The organism is Ruegeria sp. SAZD011 (assembly GCF_059612545.1).
In genome coordinates this window covers 78,757-98,107 of the sequence record NZ_JBXWQU010000016.1, presented here as the reverse complement: position 1 = coordinate 98,107, position 19,351 = coordinate 78,757, and the positions used below count along the sequence as shown (strand labels likewise).

Below are 19,351 nucleotides of genomic sequence, written 5' to 3'. Positions count from 1 at the left end.
GGGCTTGATATTTTGCAGGGTATCCGTAAAGAGGACGGCAAATTGTTAGCGTTAACATTTGTGATGTCCCGGCCCGGAGCCCGGCGTGGATACGCAAAAGAGCCGTTGCAAAGGAGACAGCATGGTATCCCGTGTCATTCCGGTCAGTGCCTTCGATCTGGTTCTGTTCGGGGCTACCGGCGATCTTGCCCGCCGCAAGATCTTGCCAGCGCTCTTTCATCGCTACGAAGTGGGACAGATGCCCGAGGAGGCGCGGATCATCGGTTCGGCCCGCACCGAGCTGACGACCGAGGCCTTTCGCGCCGAGGTGCGTCAGGCGATCGAGGAATTTACCCCGGACACCCCGACCCGAACCGAGGTGCTCGGACGGTTCCTGCAAAAGCTCGACTATGTGGCGGTGGATGCGCTCGGCGAGGATGGCTGGCCGGCGCTTGCAGCCATGCTGCGCGCGGATGCGGTGCGGGCCTTCTACCTTTCGGTCGCGCCGTCCCTGTTTGCCGGCATAGCGCGGCAACTTGAGAGCCATGGCATGGCAACACCCGAGGCGCGGATCGTGGTCGAAAAGCCCTTTGGCCGCGATCTCGAAACCGCGCGCGCCCTGAATGCCGGTCTGAGGGTCTGTTTCGAGGAACACCAGATCTATCGGATCGACCACTATCTGGGCAAGGAAACGGTGCAGAACCTGATGGCGCTGCGCTTTGCCAACTCGCTGTTCGAACCCCTCTGGAACGCGACCCATATCGACCATGTGCAGATCACGGTGGCCGAAAGCATCGGCGTCGAGGGGCGAGAGGCCTATTACGACCAGTCCGGCGCCATGCGGGACATGGTTCAGAACCATCTGGTGCAGCTCCTTTGTCTGACCGCGATGGAGCCGCCGTCGAAATTCACCCCGAACGCGGTGCGGGACGAAAAGGTCAAGGTGATCGAGGCGCTTGACCCGGTTCCGCCCGGCGATATCGCCCGGGGGCAATACCGCGCCGACGAGGGCGGCGATGGCTATCTCGACCATGTGGGCGATCCCCAGAGCCGCACCGAGAGTTTCATTGCTCTCAGGGTTCATGTGGCCAACTGGCGTTGGGCCGGGGTGCCGTTCTATCTGCGCACCGGCAAGAAGCTGCGGGCGCGGGTGTCGGAAATCGTGGTGCAGTTCCGCGATCCGCCACATTCGATCTTTCCCAATGTGGGGCCGATCCACGGCAACAAGCTGATCATCCGGTTGCAACCGGATGAGGGCATCACTCTGCGCACCACGATCAAGGATCCGGGGCCGGGCGGCTTCCGGCTGGCCGAGGTGCCGCTGGACATGAGCTTTGCCGAGGCGCTGGGCGGCGATACGCGGCCACAGGACGCCTATGAGCGTTTGGTGATGGACGTGATCCGGGGTGACCAGACCCTGTTCATGCGGGGCGACGAGGCCGAGGCCGCCTGGGCCTGGGTGGATCCCATCATCGCCGAATGGGAAAGAAACCGCGACCGGCCCTATCCTTATGATCAGGGCAGTTCGGGTCCGGAAGAGGCGCTGATGCTGCTGCATCGAGACGGCCGCCGCTGGCGGCAGATCGGAGGATGACCATGGTACATGCGACCATAGCCGAGGTGACGGCCCGGATCGTGGCGCGCAGCGCCGCAACGCGCGGGCCCTATCTGGCCCGGATCGACGCGGCCCGCGACCAGGGCCCGGCGCGGGCGCATCTCAGCTGTTCGGGACAGGCGCATGCTTATGCCGGGGCGGGGGAGGATCAACAGGCGTTGGCCACCGGCTCGGCCGGGCATCTGGGCATCGTCACCAGCTATAACGACATGCTGTCGGCGCATCAGCCGTTCGAGCGCTATCCGGATGTGCTGCGCCAGGCCGCCCGCTCTGTCGGCGGCACTGCGCAGGTGGCAGGCGGGGTTCCGGCCATGTGCGACGGTGTCACCCAGGGCGCACCGGGAATGGAACTGTCGCTGTTCTCGCGAGACGTGATCGCCATGGCGGCGGGTGTTGCGCTTAGCCACAACACCTTTGACGCGGCGGTGTTTCTGGGCGTCTGCGACAAGATCGTGCCGGGGCTGGTGATCGCGGCGCAGAGCTTTGGCCACCTGCCGGCGGTCTTCGTGCCTGCGGGGCCGATGACCAGCGGTCTGCCCAATGATGAAAAGGCCAAGGTGCGGCAGCGCTTTGCAAAGGGTGAGGTGGGCCATGCCGAGCTGATGGCGGCCGAGATGGCGGCCTATCACGGGCCGGGCACCTGCACCTTTTACGGCACCGCCAACACCAACCAGATGCTGATGGAGTTCATGGGGTTGCACCTGCCGGGCGCCAGTTTCGTGCCGCCAAGCACCGGCCTGCGCGAGGCGCTGACCGCCGAGGCGGCGCGGCGGTCACTCAGCCTTTCGGCGTTGGGCAACACCTATACCCCGGTAGGGCATGTCTTGGATGAACGCGCCTATGTGAACGGCATTGTCGGGCTGATGGCGACCGGTGGCTCGACCAACCTGCTCATTCATCTGGTTGCCATGGCGCGGGCGGGGGGCATCCTGCTCGACTGGCAGGACTTTGCCGAGATCTCGGCCGTGGTGCCGCTGGTCGCGCGGGTCTATCCCAACGGGTTGGCCGACGTGAACCATTTCCACGCGGCGGGCGGGCTGGGCTATACCATCCGCACTCTGCTGGAGGCGGGGTTCCTGCATCCTGACACGCTGACCGTGGCGGGCCGGGGGCTCGAGCGCTATACACAAGAGCCCAAGCTGCGAGATGGGGTTCTGAGCTGGGAGGCCGGAACGCAAACGAGCCTGAACGACAAGATCCTGCGCCCGGCCTCGGACCCGTTTCAGGCGACCGGTGGGCTGTCGCGCCTTTCGGGATCGCTGGGCACGGCGGTGATGAAGGTCTCGGCCGTGGCGCCGGAACATCGGGTGGTCGAGGCGCCGGTGCGCGTCTTTCACGACCAGGACGAGGTCAAGGCCGCCTTCAAGGCCGGTCAGCTGACCGGCGACATGGTGGTGGTGGTCCGCTTTCAGGGGCCCAAGGCCAACGGCATGCCCGAGTTGCACTCGCTGACCCCGATCCTGTCGATCCTGCAAGGGCGCGGGCAAAAGGTGGCGCTGGTCACCGATGGGCGCATGTCGGGCGCTTCGGGCAAGGTTCCGGCCGCAATCCACGTGGTGCCCGAAGCGCTGGAGGGTGGTCCCATCGCGCGGCTGCGCGACGGCGACTTGTTGCGGGTCGATGCCGAGGCGGGCGTGCTCGATATCCTGACCGAGGCTGTACTGGCACGCGACCCGGTCACAGCGGACCTGTCCGGCAACCAGTTCGGCACCGGGCGCGACCTGTTTGCCGCCTTCCGTGCGGCGGTCGGTTCGGCAGATACTGGCGCCAGCGTATTTGGAGGATAGCGCATGACATCCCGAGAGACCCGCGCCATCTGCGAGATGGCGCCCATCGTGCCGGTTCTGGTGATCGACGATGCCGCCCATGCGCGCCCGCTCGCCGAGGCGTTGGTCGCCGGAGGTCTGCCCGCACTGGAAGTGACGCTGCGCACTCCGGCGGCGCTCGAGGCGATCCGCATCATGTCCCAGGTGCCCGGCGGTGTGGTCGGCGCCGGCACGCTGATTACCCCGGAAGACGTGCGCGCGGCCAAGGCCGCGGGCGCCCGGTTCGGCGTATCGCCCGGCGCGACCGACAGCCTGCTGGCCGCCTGCGAGGCGGAGGGCTTGCCGCTCTTGCCGGGTGCCGCCACCGCCAGCGAGGCGATGCGGCTGTTGGAACGGGGCTATGACATGCTCAAGTTCTTTCCGGCCGAGGCCTCGGGCGGGGCACCCGCGCTCAAGGCGATCGGGGCGCCCCTGCCGCAGATCGGGTTCTGCCCCACTGGCGGCGTGTCGCCGCAGAATGCCGGGAGCTATCTGAGCCTGCCCAACGTGGTCTGTGCCGGTGGCAGTTGGGTAGCACCCAAGGACCTCGTGGCGGCGGGTGACTGGGCCGGGATCGAGGCCCTGGCCCGCGCGGCGGCAGCGCTGCGCCGGGGATAGATGGGGCCGGGATTTTCCAGGGTCAGGTGATTTGCTTCAGGACGGCGGCAACGATCGCTTCGGGGCAATCCTCTTGAACCAGATGACCGGCATCGGGGATGGGAGTGCAGGCATCCCTTGAGATCAAAGCCGCCAGTTCCATGCCTTTGTCGCAGGGGATCCATGCGTCGCGCGCGCCCCACAGGACGGTGACAGGGCAATCCATCAGACGGTACAGCCCTTGAACCTCGTCGGTGTATTTCTGATCCATCTGGGCGATCTGGCGATAGAAGGCCGGTTGCCCGACCGGGCCGGTCCAGGGCGCTGCATAGATATCCATCGCCTCTGGCGACAGCGGCCTGTACGCGGCGGTCTGCAAATAGGCGCGCAGCAGCGCCTGATGCATATAGTCGGGCATTCCGGCAAAAGCGACCTGGTGCTGACGCACGTGCTGCACGAAGGGCGACCCCCAGGGGGCAAGTGCAACAGCGTCGAAGATCGTCAGCGACTTGAAGCGCAGACCATCGAGGAAGTAGCCACGCAATGCCGTTGCGCCGCCAAAATCGTGGGCCAGAACATCGGGGCGGTCCAGGTCCCATTCCCGGAACAGGCCGGCCAGGACCCTGTTTTGAACCGCCAGCGATACATCCTGCCCTTCACGCATCTCGGACTGACCATAACCGGCCAGATCAAAACAATAGACCGTCCTATGGTCCGTCAGGTAAGGCACGATCCTGCGCCAGACTTGCGAGGAAAACGGCGTGCCGTGGATGGCAACCAACGGAGGGCCGTTCCCGGTCTTTCCCCACCGAATAGCGGCACCTTCGATGATCGACATATGGGGAAGATCCAGCATGACCATATCTCACATTTACATTTAGCTAACTGACTATATGATTGGAAGCCATGGACAGGTCAATTCAAATCAAGGCCATGGCCAGCGGGCCGCGACTGAAGGTTTTGCAACTGCTGGCGGAACCGCAGCGGCATTTTGCGGATCAATGGTCGGCGGATCCGGCAGAGTTCGGGGTGTGTATGACGATGATCGCCAAGGCGCTCAACGTTGCGCAGCCAACGGCCAGCAGGCATCTGGACCTGCTGAAACAGGCAGGTTTCATAACGGTGCGGAGGCACCTGAAATGGTCCTATTGCAAGCGGGATGAGGCGGCGATCCGGGACTATCTGGATTGGCTCGCCGCAGAACTCGCACCAAGGCGCTAGAGCGGTGAGGACGTAAGTCGGGGGCTCTGTCCCCGTCGCGCGGGCGCGACTCCCCCGAGGTATTTTCGAACAGAAGAAATGCGAAGCGCGCAATCAGCCCAGAATGCGGGACATGAGGCGACGGTACCAGCCGGAGGTGCGCTGCGTCTCGTCGGTGCTGGGCCGTTGCTGGGCGGCGGCGCCGATCGGGTCCACCAACTCCTTGCCGCCCTCGAATTGCAGACGATAGAGATCGGCATAGATGCCGCCGCGCGCCAACAGGTCTTCGTGACTGCCCTCGTCCACAACTTCGCCACGCTCCATCACCACGATCTTGTCGGCATTGCGGATGGTAGAGAGACGGTGTGCGATAACGAGCGTGGTGCGCCCGCCCGAGAGCTTATCCAGCGCCGCCTGCACCACTTTCTCCGATTGCGCATCGAGCGCCGAGGTCGCCTCGTCCAGCAGCAGGATCGGCGTGTCGCGCAGCAGGGCGCGGGCGATCACCACCCGTTGCCGCTGCCCGCCGGACAAGGCCGAGCCGCGTGGCCCCACCAGCGTGTCGAGCCCGTGTTCCAGCTTGGGCAGGAAGTCCGAGACATGGGCGGCATCCAGCACCTCTTGCAGGCGCGCCTCGCTGACATCGGTGCGTCCCAGCAGGATGTTCTCGCGCAGGGTTTCGTCGAACAAGAGCGCCTCTTGCGTGACCACCGAAAAGAGGCCGCGCAGTTTTTCCAGCGACATGTCGCCAACCGCCACATCGCCCACGGTGACCCTGCCGGATTGCGGATCGACCAGCCGGGTGAGCAGGTTGAAGATGGTCGATTTGCCTGCCCCCGAGGCGCCCACCAATGCGGTGGTCTTGCCCGCTTCGGCGCTGAGTGACAGGTTGCGCAGCACCTGCGCATCACCATAGGAGAGCGACACATCCTGAAGCTGGATCGCGGGCAATCCCGAGGGCGGGGCCACCGGTTCTGGAGGCGACAGCAGCAGGATCGGCGTGTCGAGCAGGTCCTTGATCCGCTCCAGCGCCGCCGCCGCTGCCTGCCAGGTGCCCGAGATCGAAGCCAGCCGCCGCATCGGGTCAAAGCTGAGGCCGATGGCGGTGAAGAAGCTCATGAACTGGCCGACGCTCTTTTCGCCGGCGATGATCTCGGCCCCGCCATAAAGCAGCACGCCCATGAAACCCAGGCCCGCCATTACATCCACCAACCCGGTGATCGAGGCGGTGCCGAAAGACGCGCGCACCTCGGAGCGGACATAGGTCTTCATGTGGCCATCGAACCGGTCGAGCTGATAGCGCTCCAGCGCGTTCAGCTTGATCGGCACGATGCCGTGGAAAATCTCGTCCAGCCGGGTTGCCAGCGTCGCGCCCTGATCGCGGGCCAGCGCGGCCTTTTTGCGGACATAGCGCTGTGCCATGGCAATGGGCAGAAAGGCGATCGGAACGCCCACCAGCATGACCAGCGTCCAGATCAGATCGACATTGACCGCCACCCCGATCAGAACCACCAGCGAGACCAGATCCTTGCCTGCGCCGGTGATGATCACCTGCCAGACCTGGTTGACCGAACCCACATCCACCTGCACCCGCTGGATCAGGAAGCCGGGCGGATGGGTCTGGTGAAAAGCGGTATCCTGTTTGATCAGCCGTTTGAGCAGGTCGAACCGCAGATGTGCGGCAGTTTCCTGGGAAATACGCGCCAGCAGCACCTTTTGCCCGACGCTGGCCATGCCTCGTACCGAAAAGATCACCAGAAAGGCGAGGCTGACCCAGACCAGCGCATCTGCATTTCCGTTGACGAAAATCTCGTCGAACATCGGCTGCATCATGTAGCTGATGGCGCCGACCATCGAGCCTTCGAGCAGCATGAACAGAAAGGCGAGGCCCAGAAGGCCCATCCGGCTTTTCAGATAGTTCTGCCAGAGCCAGCCCACCAGCTCGCGCGACGACATCGGTTTTGCGCTCATGGTTGGGCCTTTGGTCGGGGGAGGGGGGACAGATCGCGTGTCATGGTCGGCCCATTTAAGCAGGAGACCGCCGTGGCGCAAGCATTGCGCCGCTTGACCCGGCGGCGCATCCGGGCAGGGTGTTGGTCAAAGAGGTTGATCCGGGAAAGGACTAAGGATGGTGGAGACAGGGTTCCAACCGGTTTCGGGATTCGATTTGCCAAGGTTCGCGGGTATCGCCAGTTTCATGCGTTTGCCGATGATCGGTCTGGACGATCCGCGCCTGCCACAGGTCGATATTGGCCTGATCGGCCTGCCCTGGGATGCCGGAACCACCAACCGCCCCGGCCCGCGCCACGGACCACGGCAGGTGCGTGACATGTCCACCATGATCCGCGCGCAACACGGGGTCAGCGGTGTGCGTCCGTTCGAAACGGTCAACTGTGCTGATCTGGGCGACGTGCCGCCCAACCCGGCTGACCTGTCGGATGCTATGGACCGGATTACCAAGGCGGTGACGCGCGTGCACAAGGCGGGTATCCTGCCTGTCTGTGTCGGCGGAGACCACCTGTGCACCCTGCCGGTCTTGCGGGCACTGGCGGCTGATGCCCCTCTGGGGCTGATCCATTTCGACAGCCACACTGACCTCTTTCATTCCTATTTCGGCGGCTCGATGTACACCCATGGCACACCGTTCCGCCGCGCTGTCGAAGAGGGGCTGCTGGACCCGGCCCGGATGATCCAGATCGGCATTCGCGGCACCGCCTACGATTCGGAGGATCGCGCGTTTGCCGCCGAGCAAGGCATACGAATCGTCACCATCGAGGAGCTTTTCGATCGCGGTCTCAAGGATGTGATGGCCGAGGCGCGGCAGATCGCCGGCACCGGTCCGACCTATGTCAGTTATGATATCGATTTCGTCGACCCGGCCTATGCCCCTGGGACCGGCACGCCAGAGGTTGGCGGGCCAAACGCCTTTCAGGCTTTGCAGGTTGTACGGGAACTCGCGGGTGTGAACATCGCGGGTGCCGATCTGGTCGAGGTGTCGCCGCCCTTTGATGGCAGCGGCGGAACCGCCTTCCTGGCGGCGTCGATCCTGTTCGAGATGCTCTGCGTAATCGCCCCGGCGCTGGCTGCGTCGCGCCGGGTGGATTGACGCCAAGCAACCGCTGGCTAGGGTGTGCCCAACGCAGATAAGAGGCATGGACATGACCGGCAATATCTCTCTTGCGCAGGGGCGCGAGTATCTGGCGATACCGGGGCCCTCGGTGATGCCCGATGCTGTGCTGCGCGCCATGCATCGCGCCGCGCCCAATATCTATGCCGGCGAGCTGGTCGAGATGATGCCGGGGCTGATGGCCGATCTGCGCCGGGTGGTGCGGACCGAACATCACGCGGCAATATACATCTGCAACGGCCATGGCGCGTGGGAGGCGGCTCTGTCCAACGTGATCGCGCCGGGCGAGGTGGTGCTGGTTCCTGCTTCGGGACGGTTTTCTCATGGCTGGGCCGAGATGGCCGAGGGGCTGGGCGCCGAATGCCAGATCATCGACTTTGGCAAATCCGGGCCTTGGGATCTGGGCCGGATCGCCGAGGCGCTGAAGGCCGATACCGCGCACCGGATCACGGCGGTGCTGGCGGTACACGTGGATACCTCGAGTTCGATCCGCAATGACATCGCCGGGCTGCGGGCGGTTCTGGACGAGGTGGGGCATCCGGCGCTTCTGATGGCCGATTGCATCGCGTCGCTGGGTTGCGACGTGTTCGAAATGGATGGCTGGGGTGTTGATGTGACCGTGACCGCCAGCCAGAAGGGTCTGATGGTGCCGCCGGGGCTTGGTTTTGTTTTCTTTGGCGAAAGGGCGGCCGAGAAACGGGCATCCATGCCGCGTGTATCGCGCTATTGGGACTGGGTGCCGCGCGCCAACCCAGCCGAATTCTACCAGCATTTTGGTGGTACTGCGCCGACCCATCACCTGTATGGGTTGCGCACGGCGCTCGACATGATCCACGCCGAGGGGATCGAACAGGTCTGGGCCCGTCATGCAGTGCTGGCGCGGGCTGTCTGGGCTGCCTGCACGGTTTGGGCTGAGGGCGGCGATCTGGTGATGAATGTTGCCGACCCGGCTTATCGCAGTCATGCGGTGACTGCCTTGAGACTGGACAGCGGCAAGGGCGCGGCGCTGCGGGAATGGACAGAGGTCAATCTTGGCCTGACGCTGGGCATCGGGTTGGGCATGGCCGCGCCGGGTGATCCGGGTTATGGCAAGTTCTTTCGCCTCGGCCATATGGGGCATTTGAACGGGCAGATGGTCATGGGGCTGTTGGGCGGGATCGAGGCCGGATTGCAGGCGTTGGACGTTCCGCGCGGCGCCGGAGCGCTGGAGGCGGCGGCTCAGGTCCTTGCCGGGGGCTAAGCGCGGTTCAGCGCATCCGTACGGCCAACCGTGTGATGCCATGGTGAACGAGCGCCGCCAGCAGCAATGCAGCGCCAAAGCCCCAGAGCGCCCAGACCAGTATCAGGATCCAGGTCAGGTTCACCCCGAGCATGACCAGGGCAGGGATTGTGTAGTCGGGCGCACGCCCGATGCCGCGTTCATCCATGATCCGCAGTTTAGGGCAAATTGCCTGAATGTCAGGTAAATCCGTTGCGATCAGCAGCGTGCCGCCGCCAAGGCGGCGGGCAGGGCGGAGGCAAACGCGTCCAGATCGGCCTTGGGTCCGCAACTGACCCGGATGCAGCGATTCTGCGGTTCGGCAAAGGGCATCCGCACAAATATGCCGGACGCGACCAGGTTATCCAGCACGCGTTTTGCAAAGATGCCATCTCTGCCGCAGTCGATGGTCACGAAATTGGTGGCCGACGGCAGCGGTATCAGTCCGTTTTCGCGCGCGATTTCACCAAGGCGCGTGCGGGCTGTCGCGATCTCTGCCTGTACATGCGCAAGCCATTCACCATCGGCCAGCGCCGCCAGCGCCCCGGCCTGGGCCGCGCGGTTCATGCCGAAATGGTTGCGCACCTTGTTGAAGGCGGCGATCAGCTCTGGCGCCCCCAGCGCATAGCCCACCCGCGCACCCGCCATGCCATAGGCCTTGGAGAATGTGCGCATGCGGATCAGGCGCGGATCATCGGCATCCACCTGAACGGCGGTGCCGCCGGGGGCGCATTCCACATAGGCCTCGTCCAGCACCAACAGCGTATCCCCGGGCAGCGCCTGCATCGCGGCCACGATATCGGCGCCCTTCAGCCAACTGCCCATCGGATTGTCGGGATTGGCGAGATAGACCAGCTTGGCCCCCACCTCGGCTGCCTTGGCAAAAAGCGCCTGCGGATCCTCGTGATCGCCCGCATAGGGCACCTTGTGCAGCACCCCGCCAAAGCCCGCCACGTGATAGTTGAAGGTGGGATAGGCGCCCTCGGACGTGACCACCGGATCGCCCGGACCCACCATCAGGCGCACCAGGTAGCCCAAAAGGCCGTCGATGCCTTCGCCCACCACGATATTGTCGGGCCGAACCCCGTGATGCACCGCAAGCGCCGCGCGCAGGTCGTGGTTTTCCGGGTCGCCATACATCCAGATCTCAGACGCTGCCCGCTGCATGGCTGCGATGGCGCGTGGGGAGGGGCCAAAGATATTCTCGTTCGCGCCCAGCCGGGAGGCAAAGGGCGCGCCGCGCTGACGCTCCTGCGTTTCGGGGCCGACAAAGGGCACCGTGGCGGGCAGCGATTGGGCAAGCGGGGTATAGCGTGGTCCGGTCATGCGCGCCACATAAGCGCAAGCCGTGGCGCCGGGCAAGACTTGCCTTTGCTGGTCCCGCCTCGCATGGTGCGCCCAAGTGCAAAGAGGTGCCCATGCGTTACGTTCTGATCCTGTTGCTTGCCGGTCTCGGCTATCTGCTGTTCTGGCCGGTCCCGGTGGCGCCAGTGGCTTATAACCCGCCGGAGAACCCCGGATTTACCGGTGATTTCGCCGAGAACCGGGTTCTGGACAAGGCCGAATTCGTGCCGCTCCCCGACGGTGAAATCGGGCCCGAGGATCTGGCCGTGATGCCGGACGGCACGGTCTACACGACCTCGCTTGCTGGCAATCTCTATCGCATCGACGGCGCGGTGCCGGAACTGGTCGACCGGCTGGGCGGGCGGCCGCTGGGCCTCAAGGCGGGACCCGATGGCGCGCTTTACATCGCGGACAGTTTCCGGGGCGTCCTGCGCTGGACAGCACCCGGCAAGGTCGAGACCGTGGTGGACCGGATCGACGGTGCACCGGTGATCTATGCCAACCAGCTGGATCTGGGTCGCGACGGAACCCTCTATTTCTCGAACTCCACCGACCGGTTCGATCCCAAGACCCTGGGCGGCACCAAGCCCACCTCGGTCATGACCGTCTGGGAACAGTCCGATACCGGCTATGTCGCCCGGCGCACGCCCGATGGCAGGGTCGAGAAGATCGCGACCGGTTTCGTCTATACCAATGGTGTCGCCCTTTCGCCGGACGAGGATTTCCTGCTGATCAACGAGACCGGGCGGGCGCGGGTGCACCGGCTGTGGCTCAAGGGCGAGAAGGCGGGCCAGACAGAGGTGTTCCTGGAAAACCTGCCGGGCTATCCCGACAATCTCGAGGCACAGGGCGACGGCACCTATTGGCTGGCCTTTGCCAGCCCGCGCGTGCCTGCCGAGGCGCTGATGCCTTACCCCCTCCTGCGCAAGGTGGTCTGGCGATTGGGGCCCAAGGTACGACCCGCGCCGATCCATCGCGGCATGCTGATCCAGTTCGACGGAGAGGGGCGCATCCTGCGTACGGTGCAGGACCCCGATGGCCGGTTGGGCATCACCACAGGAGGCAAGCAGGTGGGCGAGATGTTCTATGTCATGACGCTGGACAGCCCCGGTTATGCGCGCATGAAGGCCGCCGACCTGCCCTGATCTGCCCCGACGTCCCGCTGGCGCTTGGACACAAGAGCGGGCAGTCTGGCTCCAAACAGGAATGGAGGCCCCGATGGCGCGCGTATCTGTCGAATACAAGGACCATATCGCATTTGTCACCCTGACCCGCGGCGACAAGATGAATGCGCTGGATCAGGCGATGTTTCAGGCGATCATCGCGGCAGGGCAGGAGGTTGCGGCCTCGGACGCACGGGCGGTGGTGCTGTCGGGCGAAGGTAAAAGCTTCTGCGCGGGGCTTGATGTGGCGAATTTCGCGGCCTTTGCCGGACAAGACCCGGTCGAGATGCTGATGCCGCGCAGCCATGGCGACACCAATGCGTTCCAGGAGGTCGCGATGGTCTGGCGCCGGGTGCCGGTGCCGGTGATCGCGGCGCTGCATGGGGCGGTCTATGGCGGCGGGTTACAGATCGCGCTGGGGGCGGACATCCGCATTGCGGCACCGGATACGAAACTGTCCGTGCTGGAAATGAAATGGGGCCTGATCCCGGATATGGGCGGCATGGTTCTGTTGCCGCAACTGGTGCGCTCGGATGTGCTGCGTCTGCTGACATATACCGCGCGGCCCATCGGGGCCGCCAAAGCGGCCGAATGGGGGCTGGTGACAGAACTGGCCGATGATCCGGTGGCCGAGGCCACCGCGCTGGCGCAAGAGATCGCGGGCAAGAGCCCGTCAGCGATACGGTCCGCCAAGCGTCTGATCGAGCTTGCTGAATCGGAACAGCGAACCGATGTCTTGCTTGCGGAATCGCACGAACAGGCGCAGCTGATCGGCAAGCCGGATCAGATGGAAGTGATCGCGGCCCAGATGCAAGGGCGCGCACCAGTCTTCAAGTAGCGGGTTCAGACTTTCGCGAAAGTCTGAAGACAAATCCTTGTCGAGGATTTGTGCCAATTCCTTTCAGGAATTGACCTGCGTCTCGGCGTGCTTTCCATTTCTGCCTGCTGCACTCCCAAGAGGGGTCTCATCAGGTGCGACAAGACGAGGGCATCCGCCAATCTTCCCTCTCAACTTTCGACAATCTCTGCCAGAAAGGCCGAGAATTCCGAAAGGAACAAGTCCAGTGCGGGTGAGCCATCAATGAGGGCATGGTTGTTTCCCGGCAGGGTAACAAAGCGCGCGCCGGGGATCAGCGCCGCCATCCTGCGCCCCTCGGCCACAGGCACGCGTCGGTCGCCCTCGGAATGCAGAACCAGTGTTGGAGCCTGGATTCGGGATGCATAGTCTGAAACCTCGACCGAGGCGTTCATCGTATTGATCCGGGCCGCCACATCCGGCGAGCATGAGACCCGCTGCAACTCGTCAAAGCTGGATTTCTGCGCTTCGGTGGAATCCGGCATCATGCTTTCGGTGAACAGGTGCCGATACGCCGGGTTGGGCGATCCCCAGCCTTCGCGGATGAGAACGTTTGTCGCCTCGGACAGGGCCGATTGTTCGGGTGAATTGCGCATGAGCGCGCCTCGGAGATAGCCCGCGACCAGCACCAGGCCAGAGACTTTTTCCGGATTTTCAGCGGCATAGCGCACAGAGAATGCGCAGCCCTGCGAGATACCGAAGAGCACGAACCGGTTCAGGCCCGCCGCCTCGACGATGCTGCCGATGTCCGAGATCATCGCGTCCTCGGAAATCTCGGCCGGGTCCCGATCGGAAAGCCCGTTGCCGCGTTGGTCGAAGCGGACAAGATCGCATCTGTGCGACATCTGCTCCAGGAACGGCCCCCAGAGCGGGCTGCGCCATTCATAGTCAAGATGGTTGAGCCAGTTTGGCGCCTTGAGAACGCTTGGGCCCTTGCCGACCCGGGCCCAGGCGAGTTGCGTTCCATCCCCTGCGATGCAGAACGACACATGCTGGGCCTGTGAGTGGGCGGCATCGGGGCTCTCGTCCCGGCTGCGGTCCGGCACCCATTGCCAGACACGGATCGGGCGCGTGATGTTCTTGACCTTTTGCAGGCCGAGATCGGTGAAAGGCTCCGTTACCCGATCCTGCGTAATCTGGTGTACGATGTCCGAGATACATATCCCGCCAGGTTCCGAAATCGCCTCCAGCCGGGCCGCGACATTCACCCCGTCACCGAAGATGTCCCCGTCTTCCAGAAGGATATCGCCGATATTGATTCCGATGCGGTACTGGATGCGCTCCTTGCGCGGGGTGTCGGCCTCACGCTGCTGCATGGCCTGCTGGATCTCCAGCGCACAGCGCACGGCGGCCTGTGCGGTGTCAAAGCGCGTCAGCATGCCATCGCCCGTCGTCTTGACGATCTGGCCCCCCGCCTGCGCGATGGCGGGGTCGATCAACTCGCGACGATAGAGTTTCTGACGCCCCAGAACATCGCTTTCGTTGCGCTCCATCAGACGCGTGTAGCCTGCCATATCGGCGGCCAAAATGGCGCAAAGCCGGCGTTCCATGACCGGGTCCCCCGTCGCAATTCCTTCACCCGTCCCAGCGATGATACATGGAAAATGCGAAATCGCGCCCTGCTATTTCAGGAAGGCGCGCCGCGCGTCCCGGGCCATGCTGTAGCGCATTTCTAGGTCGGCGATCCTTGCCATGGCGGCCTTGCGGGCGTCCGGATCGGTCAACCCGGAATAGGCCGCCCGCGCTTCATCCAGTTGTTTTTTGATAACAAACTCCTCGGGCAGGACGCCCGCCTGCGCCATGATCCGGAACCCGGCGGCAACCGCCGGGTCGCCCGTCGCCTCGTGGGAGCGGTCGGGCAGGGGTTTGCCCTCGCCTTCGAGACCCGAGAGCTTGCCCTCGGCGCGGGCTTTGAGGATCTGGCGTTCGATCAGGGTACGCAGGCTGTTCAGCATGAGCGGAGCCTAGCAAAAACCCCCGCCGGTTGCGACATCGGCGGGGGCGTTTTCATGAGTATTTGGAGCGAAGTGAAAGGCTCAACCCAGTTCCGCCAGACGCGCCAACGCCTCGTCGATCCGGGCTTCTTCCTCTTCGCGGGCGGCGAGGTTCTCGCGGGCCTCTTCAACCACTTCGTCTGGCGCGGATGCCACGAATTTGGGGTTGTTCAGGCGCCCGCGCAGGCCGCCCAACTCCTTGGCGAGCTTGCCCTTGGCCTTTTCCAGACGCTCCTTCTCGGCGCTGATGTCGATGATCTCGGCGAGCGGCAGGCCAAAGGCCGCGCCAGGGGCCGCGATCGAGATGCAGCCCTTGGGCATCACATCCGCCTTGGTCAGGCTGTCGATGCGGGCCAGACGTTTGATCAGCGCTTCGTTCCGGTCCCAGGCGGCCTGACCGTGATCGTCGATTTCCGTCACTATCATGGGCACATAGAGGCCGGCAGGCACGCGCATCTGGGCGCGGGCGGACCGCGTGTTCTCGATCACCGAGATCACCCAGTTCATCTCGCGGTCAGCGGCGTTATCGACCAGATCCGCGGCCTTGTAGGTGGGCCAGTCGGCATGCACCAGCATCTTTGCCCGTTCGGCGGTCAGCCCCCAAAGCTCTTCGGTGATGAAGGGCATGATCGGGTGCAGCAGCACCAGGCACTGGTCCATCACCCAGCGCATGGTGGCGCGGGTCTCGGCCTGGGCCTCGGTATCCGCGCCCTGCAACAGGGGTTTGGAGAGTTCGACGTACCAGTCACAGACCTTGCCCCAGACAAAGGCATAAAGCGCGTTGGCCGCGTCGTTGAAGCGGTAGCTGTCCAGCGCCGCGTCCACCTCTTCGCGCACACGGGCGGTTTCGCCGATGATCCAGCGGTTGACGGCGGCCTTCGGCGCCAGCTCGGCGGCGTTCAGTTGCGGCACGGCGTCGGTAAAGACCTCGTTCATTTCGGCAAAGCGGATGGCGTTCCACAGCTTGGTGGTGAAGTTGCGATAGCCTGTGATCCGCTCTTTCGACAGTTTCAGGACCCCGCCGATGGCCGCCATCGACGCATTGGTGAACCGCAGCGCGTCGGCGCCGAATTCGTCGACGATCTCCAGCGGGTCGATGACGTTGCCGGTGGTCTTGGACATCTTCTTGCCCTTCTCGTCGCGGACGAGCTGGTGCAGATAGACGGTGTGGAACGGCACCTCGTTCACGACCGCAAGCTGCATCATCATCATCCGGGCGACCCAGAAGAACAGAATGTCGAACCCGGTGATCAGGACCGAGGTCGGGAAATACCGGCGCATCTCGTCGGTATCCTCGGGCCAGCCCAGCGTGCCGATGGGCCAGAGGCCGGAGGAGAACCAGGTGTCGAGCACGTCGGGGTCGCGCCAGACCGGATAGACCAATTTGGTCGGGTCCTGCGACATCTCGTATTCGGCCAGTCCAGCCGCCAGCGCATGCACGGCAGCGGCACGGTCTTCGACCTCGATCACGCGGGCATGGTTAAGCGGCGTGGGCAGCGGCGCCTCGGCATCGGCCACCTGCCGGATGACTGCCTCGAAATCGGGCGCGCAGAAATGATGCTCATCGCCCAGCAGCAGTTTCTGTTCCGACAGCAGGCGGCCCATCTCGACCAGGTCGAGCGCTCCATCATTCTCATCATCGGCGAAGCTTTCGCGGGACAGGTCGAAGCCATACCAGACCGGAATCTGATGCCCCCACCACAGCTGGCGCGAGATGCACCAGGGTTCGATGTTTTCCAGCCAGTGGTAATAGGTCTTTTCGCCGCTTTCCGGGATGATCTTGACCGTGCCGTCGCGCACCGCGTCCAGCGCGGGGCCGACGACCTTTTCGGCGTCGACGAACCACTGGTCGGTCAGCATCGGCTCGATCACCACCTTGGAGCGGTCGCCGAAGGGCTGCATTATGGGCTTGGCCTCGACCAGCGGCACGATGGTATCCGCCCCCTCGGCACCCGGTTTCAGCGCGGCGGTGCCCAGGCGCGGGTCCGATGCCACGGTCATCACGGCGAGACCCTCGGTGGTGATCTCTTCGACCACTTTCGCCCGCGCTTCGAACCGGTCGAGGCCGCGCAGGTGGTCGGGAACCAGGTTGATCACGTCGATCTCGTTCTCGGTGAATGCTCGCCCGCGCGCATAGTCCTGCGCCTTGCCCGCCTCTTCGGCGTAAGGCGCACCGTCGGCGCGCATCTGGCCGCGCGTGTCCATCAGGCGATAGAGCGGGATGCTGCCGCGCTTGGCCACCGCATAGTCGTTGAAATCATGCGCGCCGGTGATCTTGACCGCGCCCGAGCCGAAATCCTTGTCCGGGTACTCATCGGTGATGATCGGGATCTGGCGGCGATGCTCTTTGGGGCCGACCGGGATTTCGCAGAGCTTGCCCACGATGGGGGCATAGCGTTCGTCCGAAGGGTGCACGGCCACCGCGCCGTCGCCCAGCATGGTCTCGGGCCGGGTGGTGGCGATGGAGATATAGTCGCGCTCTTCCTCAAGCACGATGTTGCCGTCTTCGTCCTTCTCGACATAGGTATAGGTGGCGCCACCCGCGAGCGGGTATTTGAAGTGCCACATATGGCCCGCGACCTCGATATTCTCGACCTCGAGGTCCGAGATCGCGGTCTCGAAATGCGGATCCCAGTTGACCAGCCGCTTGCCACGATAGATCAGGCCCTTGTTGTACATGTCGACAAAGACCTTGATCACCGCATCATGAAAATTCGGCGAATTTTCGTGGCCGGTGCGCGGGTCGCCGGCGGCGCCCGCCATGGTGAAGGCATTGCGCGACCAGTCGCAGGAGGCGCCGAGGCGTTTCAACTGCTCGACGATGGTGCCGCCGTACTGGCCCTTCCACTCCCAGACCTTCTTGAGGAATTCCTCGCGGCCCAGTTCGCGGCGCGAGGGCTGCTGGGTGGCGGCCAGCATCTTTTCCACCTGCATCTGGGTGGCGATGCCCGCATGGTCCTGACCGGGTTGCCAGAGCGTGTCGAAACCGCGCATCCGGTGCCAGCGGGTCAGGATGTCCTGGAGCGTGTTGTTGAAGGCATGGCCCACATGCAGCGCGCCCGTCACGTTGGGCGGCGGGATCATGATGGTGAAGCTTTCGTCACGCGAACGGTTCGCGCCCGCCTTGAAGGCGCCGGCCTCTTCCCAGGCCTTGGTGATGCGGGCCTCGGCCTCGGCCGCGTCGAATGTCTTTTCCATCGCCATCGTGGGGATCCCTTCGGTCAATCGAGGGATCAATTACCCAAAGGCGAGGCGAAGGAAAAGGCGGCAGGCCATGTTTTCTTGTTGCTTCGGGCCGGATCGCGGGTGGAGGGGGCGGAAATGAGTATTTTTGACCAGAAAGAAGCGGCAAGTCTTTGTTAACCAGAATCGCCGCAGGCTGGGGATGCGGTACAGGCTGGAGAGCCGATGACCGTACCAGGAAGAAGCCGCCCCTGTCCCGCGGCAGGATTATCCCCTTGCGGACGGACGGCCACCGGATCGGGGCGCTTCGTTTCTGCTTCTTTCCGGTTTCAAATACGCATGACGCTACCGGAGGGGCCGCGATACGGGTGAAAAATATGTGGCGCGTACCGGTTTGCCCAAGCTGCGGCAACTGGGGCAATCGTTGCTGGACCATCCGGTGGCAGGACGCATTCAGCAGTCAAGCCTGTCGCGGAAATATGCCTCGACCCGTCGATAGGCCGGTTCGTGGAAATGCAGGGTCAGCAGGGAATGCTTGCTGCCAGGATATTCGATCGTATCAAGCCCCTCGCCAAATGCAGTCTCGAGGCTGCGCATCAGCCTTGCGGGGGCCATCTTGTCGTCGCGATAGCGCATGGCCAGGGCTGGCCCCCTGGCGGCCATGCCCGCGCGGGCACCGGAAATGTCGGCCTCGCTCATCGGCAGGGCGTCGCCCCCGAAAACGGGCAGGGCCGGCTGGCTGGCCACGGCACCCAGAACGGCGTCATCGGCCATCAGAGCCAGGGCGAAACTGCCGGTCAGGCACATGCCGATCACGCCGATGCCCGGCACGCCCTGCCGGTCGCGGATATGGCGGGCAAGGGCGCGCATCCACGTGGCAACCGGGCTTTGTCGGCCCCTGAGAAACATGTTGAACTCGCGACGGACACAGAACAGGCGCGCGGCGTTGGTTACAAGCGTGGTCTTGCCGAAGGTTCCGAAGAAATGTGGCAGGTAGACGGTGAACCCCGCCGCGATCAGGCGATCGGCCAGCGCCAGTGTCTCGGGGCCGATACCGGGCAGTTCCTGCAACAGCAGGATGGGCGGACCGGAGCCTTTGACCTGCACGCTGTGTCGGGCCTCGCGCCCGCTGTCCAACGGGGCGGCGAAGGTGAAACACTCATCCGGGTTCCAGCTGCACATGCACGCTTATAAGCCTTTTGCGTGCACAAATCCACGCGCTTGAGCGTG

Annotated in this window: 16 protein-coding genes; 8 read left to right on the top strand and 8 right to left on the bottom strand. The window is 64.1% G+C overall.

The window, feature by feature from the left end; all coding sequences use genetic code 11:
* Positions 1-121: 121 nt before the first annotated feature.
* From zwf to eda, 3 genes are read left to right on the top strand one after another with little or no spacing between them, the layout of a single operon-like run.
* Positions 122-1,573: a glucose-6-phosphate dehydrogenase gene (gene zwf / locus AC2FLM_RS05790; RefSeq protein WP_496856466.1), complete on the top strand. Its 1,452-nt coding sequence runs from the start codon at positions 122-124 to the stop codon at positions 1,571-1,573.
* A gap of 2 nt (positions 1,574-1,575) precedes the next feature.
* The gene (edd, locus tag AC2FLM_RS05785) at positions 1,576-3,381 is read left to right on the top strand and encodes a phosphogluconate dehydratase (protein ID WP_496856464.1); all 1,806 of its coding nucleotides are present in this window, start codon (positions 1,576-1,578) and stop codon (positions 3,379-3,381) included.
* A gap of 3 nt (positions 3,382-3,384) precedes the next feature.
* Positions 3,385-4,017, top strand: a complete 633-nt coding sequence (eda, locus tag AC2FLM_RS05780) for a bifunctional 4-hydroxy-2-oxoglutarate aldolase/2-dehydro-3-deoxy-phosphogluconate aldolase (RefSeq protein WP_496856462.1) — start codon at positions 3,385-3,387, stop codon at positions 4,015-4,017.
* Between the two features lie 22 nt (positions 4,018-4,039).
* Here the strand turns inward: eda and AC2FLM_RS05775 are convergent, their stop codons facing one another.
* Positions 4,040-4,852, bottom strand: coding sequence for an alpha/beta fold hydrolase (locus AC2FLM_RS05775; protein WP_496856460.1), 813 nt, complete (start codon positions 4,850-4,852; stop codon positions 4,040-4,042).
* 50 nt (positions 4,853-4,902) lie between these two features.
* On the opposite strand from AC2FLM_RS05775, the gene AC2FLM_RS05770 reads away from it, so the two are divergent.
* On the top strand, positions 4,903-5,217 hold the full coding sequence (locus AC2FLM_RS05770; RefSeq protein WP_496856534.1) for an ArsR/SmtB family transcription factor: 315 nt from the start codon (positions 4,903-4,905) through the stop codon (positions 5,215-5,217).
* 93 nt (positions 5,218-5,310) lie between these two features.
* Here the strand turns inward: AC2FLM_RS05770 and AC2FLM_RS05765 are convergent, their stop codons facing one another.
* Entirely contained in the window at positions 5,311-7,167 is a 1,857-nt protein-coding gene (locus AC2FLM_RS05765) for an ABC transporter ATP-binding protein (protein WP_496856458.1), read from the bottom strand.
* 157 nt (positions 7,168-7,324) lie between these two features.
* Here AC2FLM_RS05765 and speB point away from each other — a divergent pair, with 157 nt between their 5' ends.
* Together speB and AC2FLM_RS05755 are read left to right on the top strand one after the other, a co-directional pair.
* Positions 7,325-8,302, top strand: a complete 978-nt coding sequence (gene speB / locus AC2FLM_RS05760; RefSeq protein ID WP_496856457.1) for an agmatinase — start codon at positions 7,325-7,327, stop codon at positions 8,300-8,302.
* 52 nt (positions 8,303-8,354) lie between these two features.
* The gene (locus AC2FLM_RS05755; RefSeq protein ID WP_496856455.1) at positions 8,355-9,563 is read left to right on the top strand and encodes a pyridoxal-phosphate-dependent aminotransferase family protein; all 1,209 of its coding nucleotides are present in this window, start codon (positions 8,355-8,357) and stop codon (positions 9,561-9,563) included.
* Positions 9,564-9,570: 7 nt separating this feature from the next.
* Here AC2FLM_RS05755 and AC2FLM_RS05750 read toward each other — a convergent pair whose 3' ends face one another.
* Both AC2FLM_RS05750 and AC2FLM_RS05745 read right to left on the bottom strand, forming a co-directional pair.
* Positions 9,571-9,750 carry a hypothetical protein gene (locus tag AC2FLM_RS05750; protein WP_234139658.1) on the bottom strand — a complete coding sequence of 60 codons (180 nt, stop codon included), beginning with the start codon at positions 9,748-9,750 and terminating at the stop codon, positions 9,571-9,573.
* Positions 9,751-9,800: 50 nt separating this feature from the next.
* Positions 9,801-10,907: a pyridoxal phosphate-dependent aminotransferase gene (locus AC2FLM_RS05745; RefSeq protein WP_496856452.1), complete on the bottom strand. Its 1,107-nt coding sequence runs from the start codon at positions 10,905-10,907 to the stop codon at positions 9,801-9,803.
* 92 nt (positions 10,908-10,999) lie between these two features.
* Here AC2FLM_RS05745 and AC2FLM_RS05740 point away from each other — a divergent pair, with 92 nt between their 5' ends.
* Both AC2FLM_RS05740 and AC2FLM_RS05735 read left to right on the top strand, forming a co-directional pair.
* Positions 11,000-12,070: an SMP-30/gluconolactonase/LRE family protein gene (locus AC2FLM_RS05740; protein WP_496856450.1), complete on the top strand. Its 1,071-nt coding sequence runs from the start codon at positions 11,000-11,002 to the stop codon at positions 12,068-12,070.
* Between the two features lie 73 nt (positions 12,071-12,143).
* Positions 12,144-12,926, top strand: a complete 783-nt coding sequence (locus AC2FLM_RS05735) for a crotonase/enoyl-CoA hydratase family protein (RefSeq protein WP_496856448.1) — start codon at positions 12,144-12,146, stop codon at positions 12,924-12,926.
* 170 nt (positions 12,927-13,096) lie between these two features.
* On the opposite strand, the gene AC2FLM_RS05730 is transcribed toward AC2FLM_RS05735, so the two are convergent.
* The 4 genes from AC2FLM_RS05730 to AC2FLM_RS05715 all read right to left on the bottom strand — a co-directional run bounded on the left by AC2FLM_RS05730 (position 13,097) and on the right by AC2FLM_RS05715 (position 19,303).
* Complete coding sequence (locus AC2FLM_RS05730; RefSeq protein ID WP_496856446.1) at positions 13,097-14,494, bottom strand: alpha/beta fold hydrolase; 1,398 nt, start codon at positions 14,492-14,494, stop codon at positions 13,097-13,099.
* 72 nt (positions 14,495-14,566) lie between these two features.
* Positions 14,567-14,899: a DnaJ family domain-containing protein gene (locus AC2FLM_RS05725; protein WP_234218310.1), complete on the bottom strand. Its 333-nt coding sequence runs from the start codon at positions 14,897-14,899 to the stop codon at positions 14,567-14,569.
* Positions 14,900-14,980: 81 nt separating this feature from the next.
* Positions 14,981-18,142: a valine--tRNA ligase gene (locus AC2FLM_RS05720; RefSeq protein ID WP_496856444.1), complete on the bottom strand. Its 3,162-nt coding sequence runs from the start codon at positions 18,140-18,142 to the stop codon at positions 14,981-14,983.
* Positions 18,143-18,574: 432 nt separating this feature from the next.
* Complete coding sequence (locus AC2FLM_RS05715; protein ID WP_496856442.1) at positions 18,575-19,303, bottom strand: dienelactone hydrolase family protein; 729 nt, start codon at positions 19,301-19,303, stop codon at positions 18,575-18,577.
* Between the last annotated feature and the right edge of the window lie 48 nt (positions 19,304-19,351).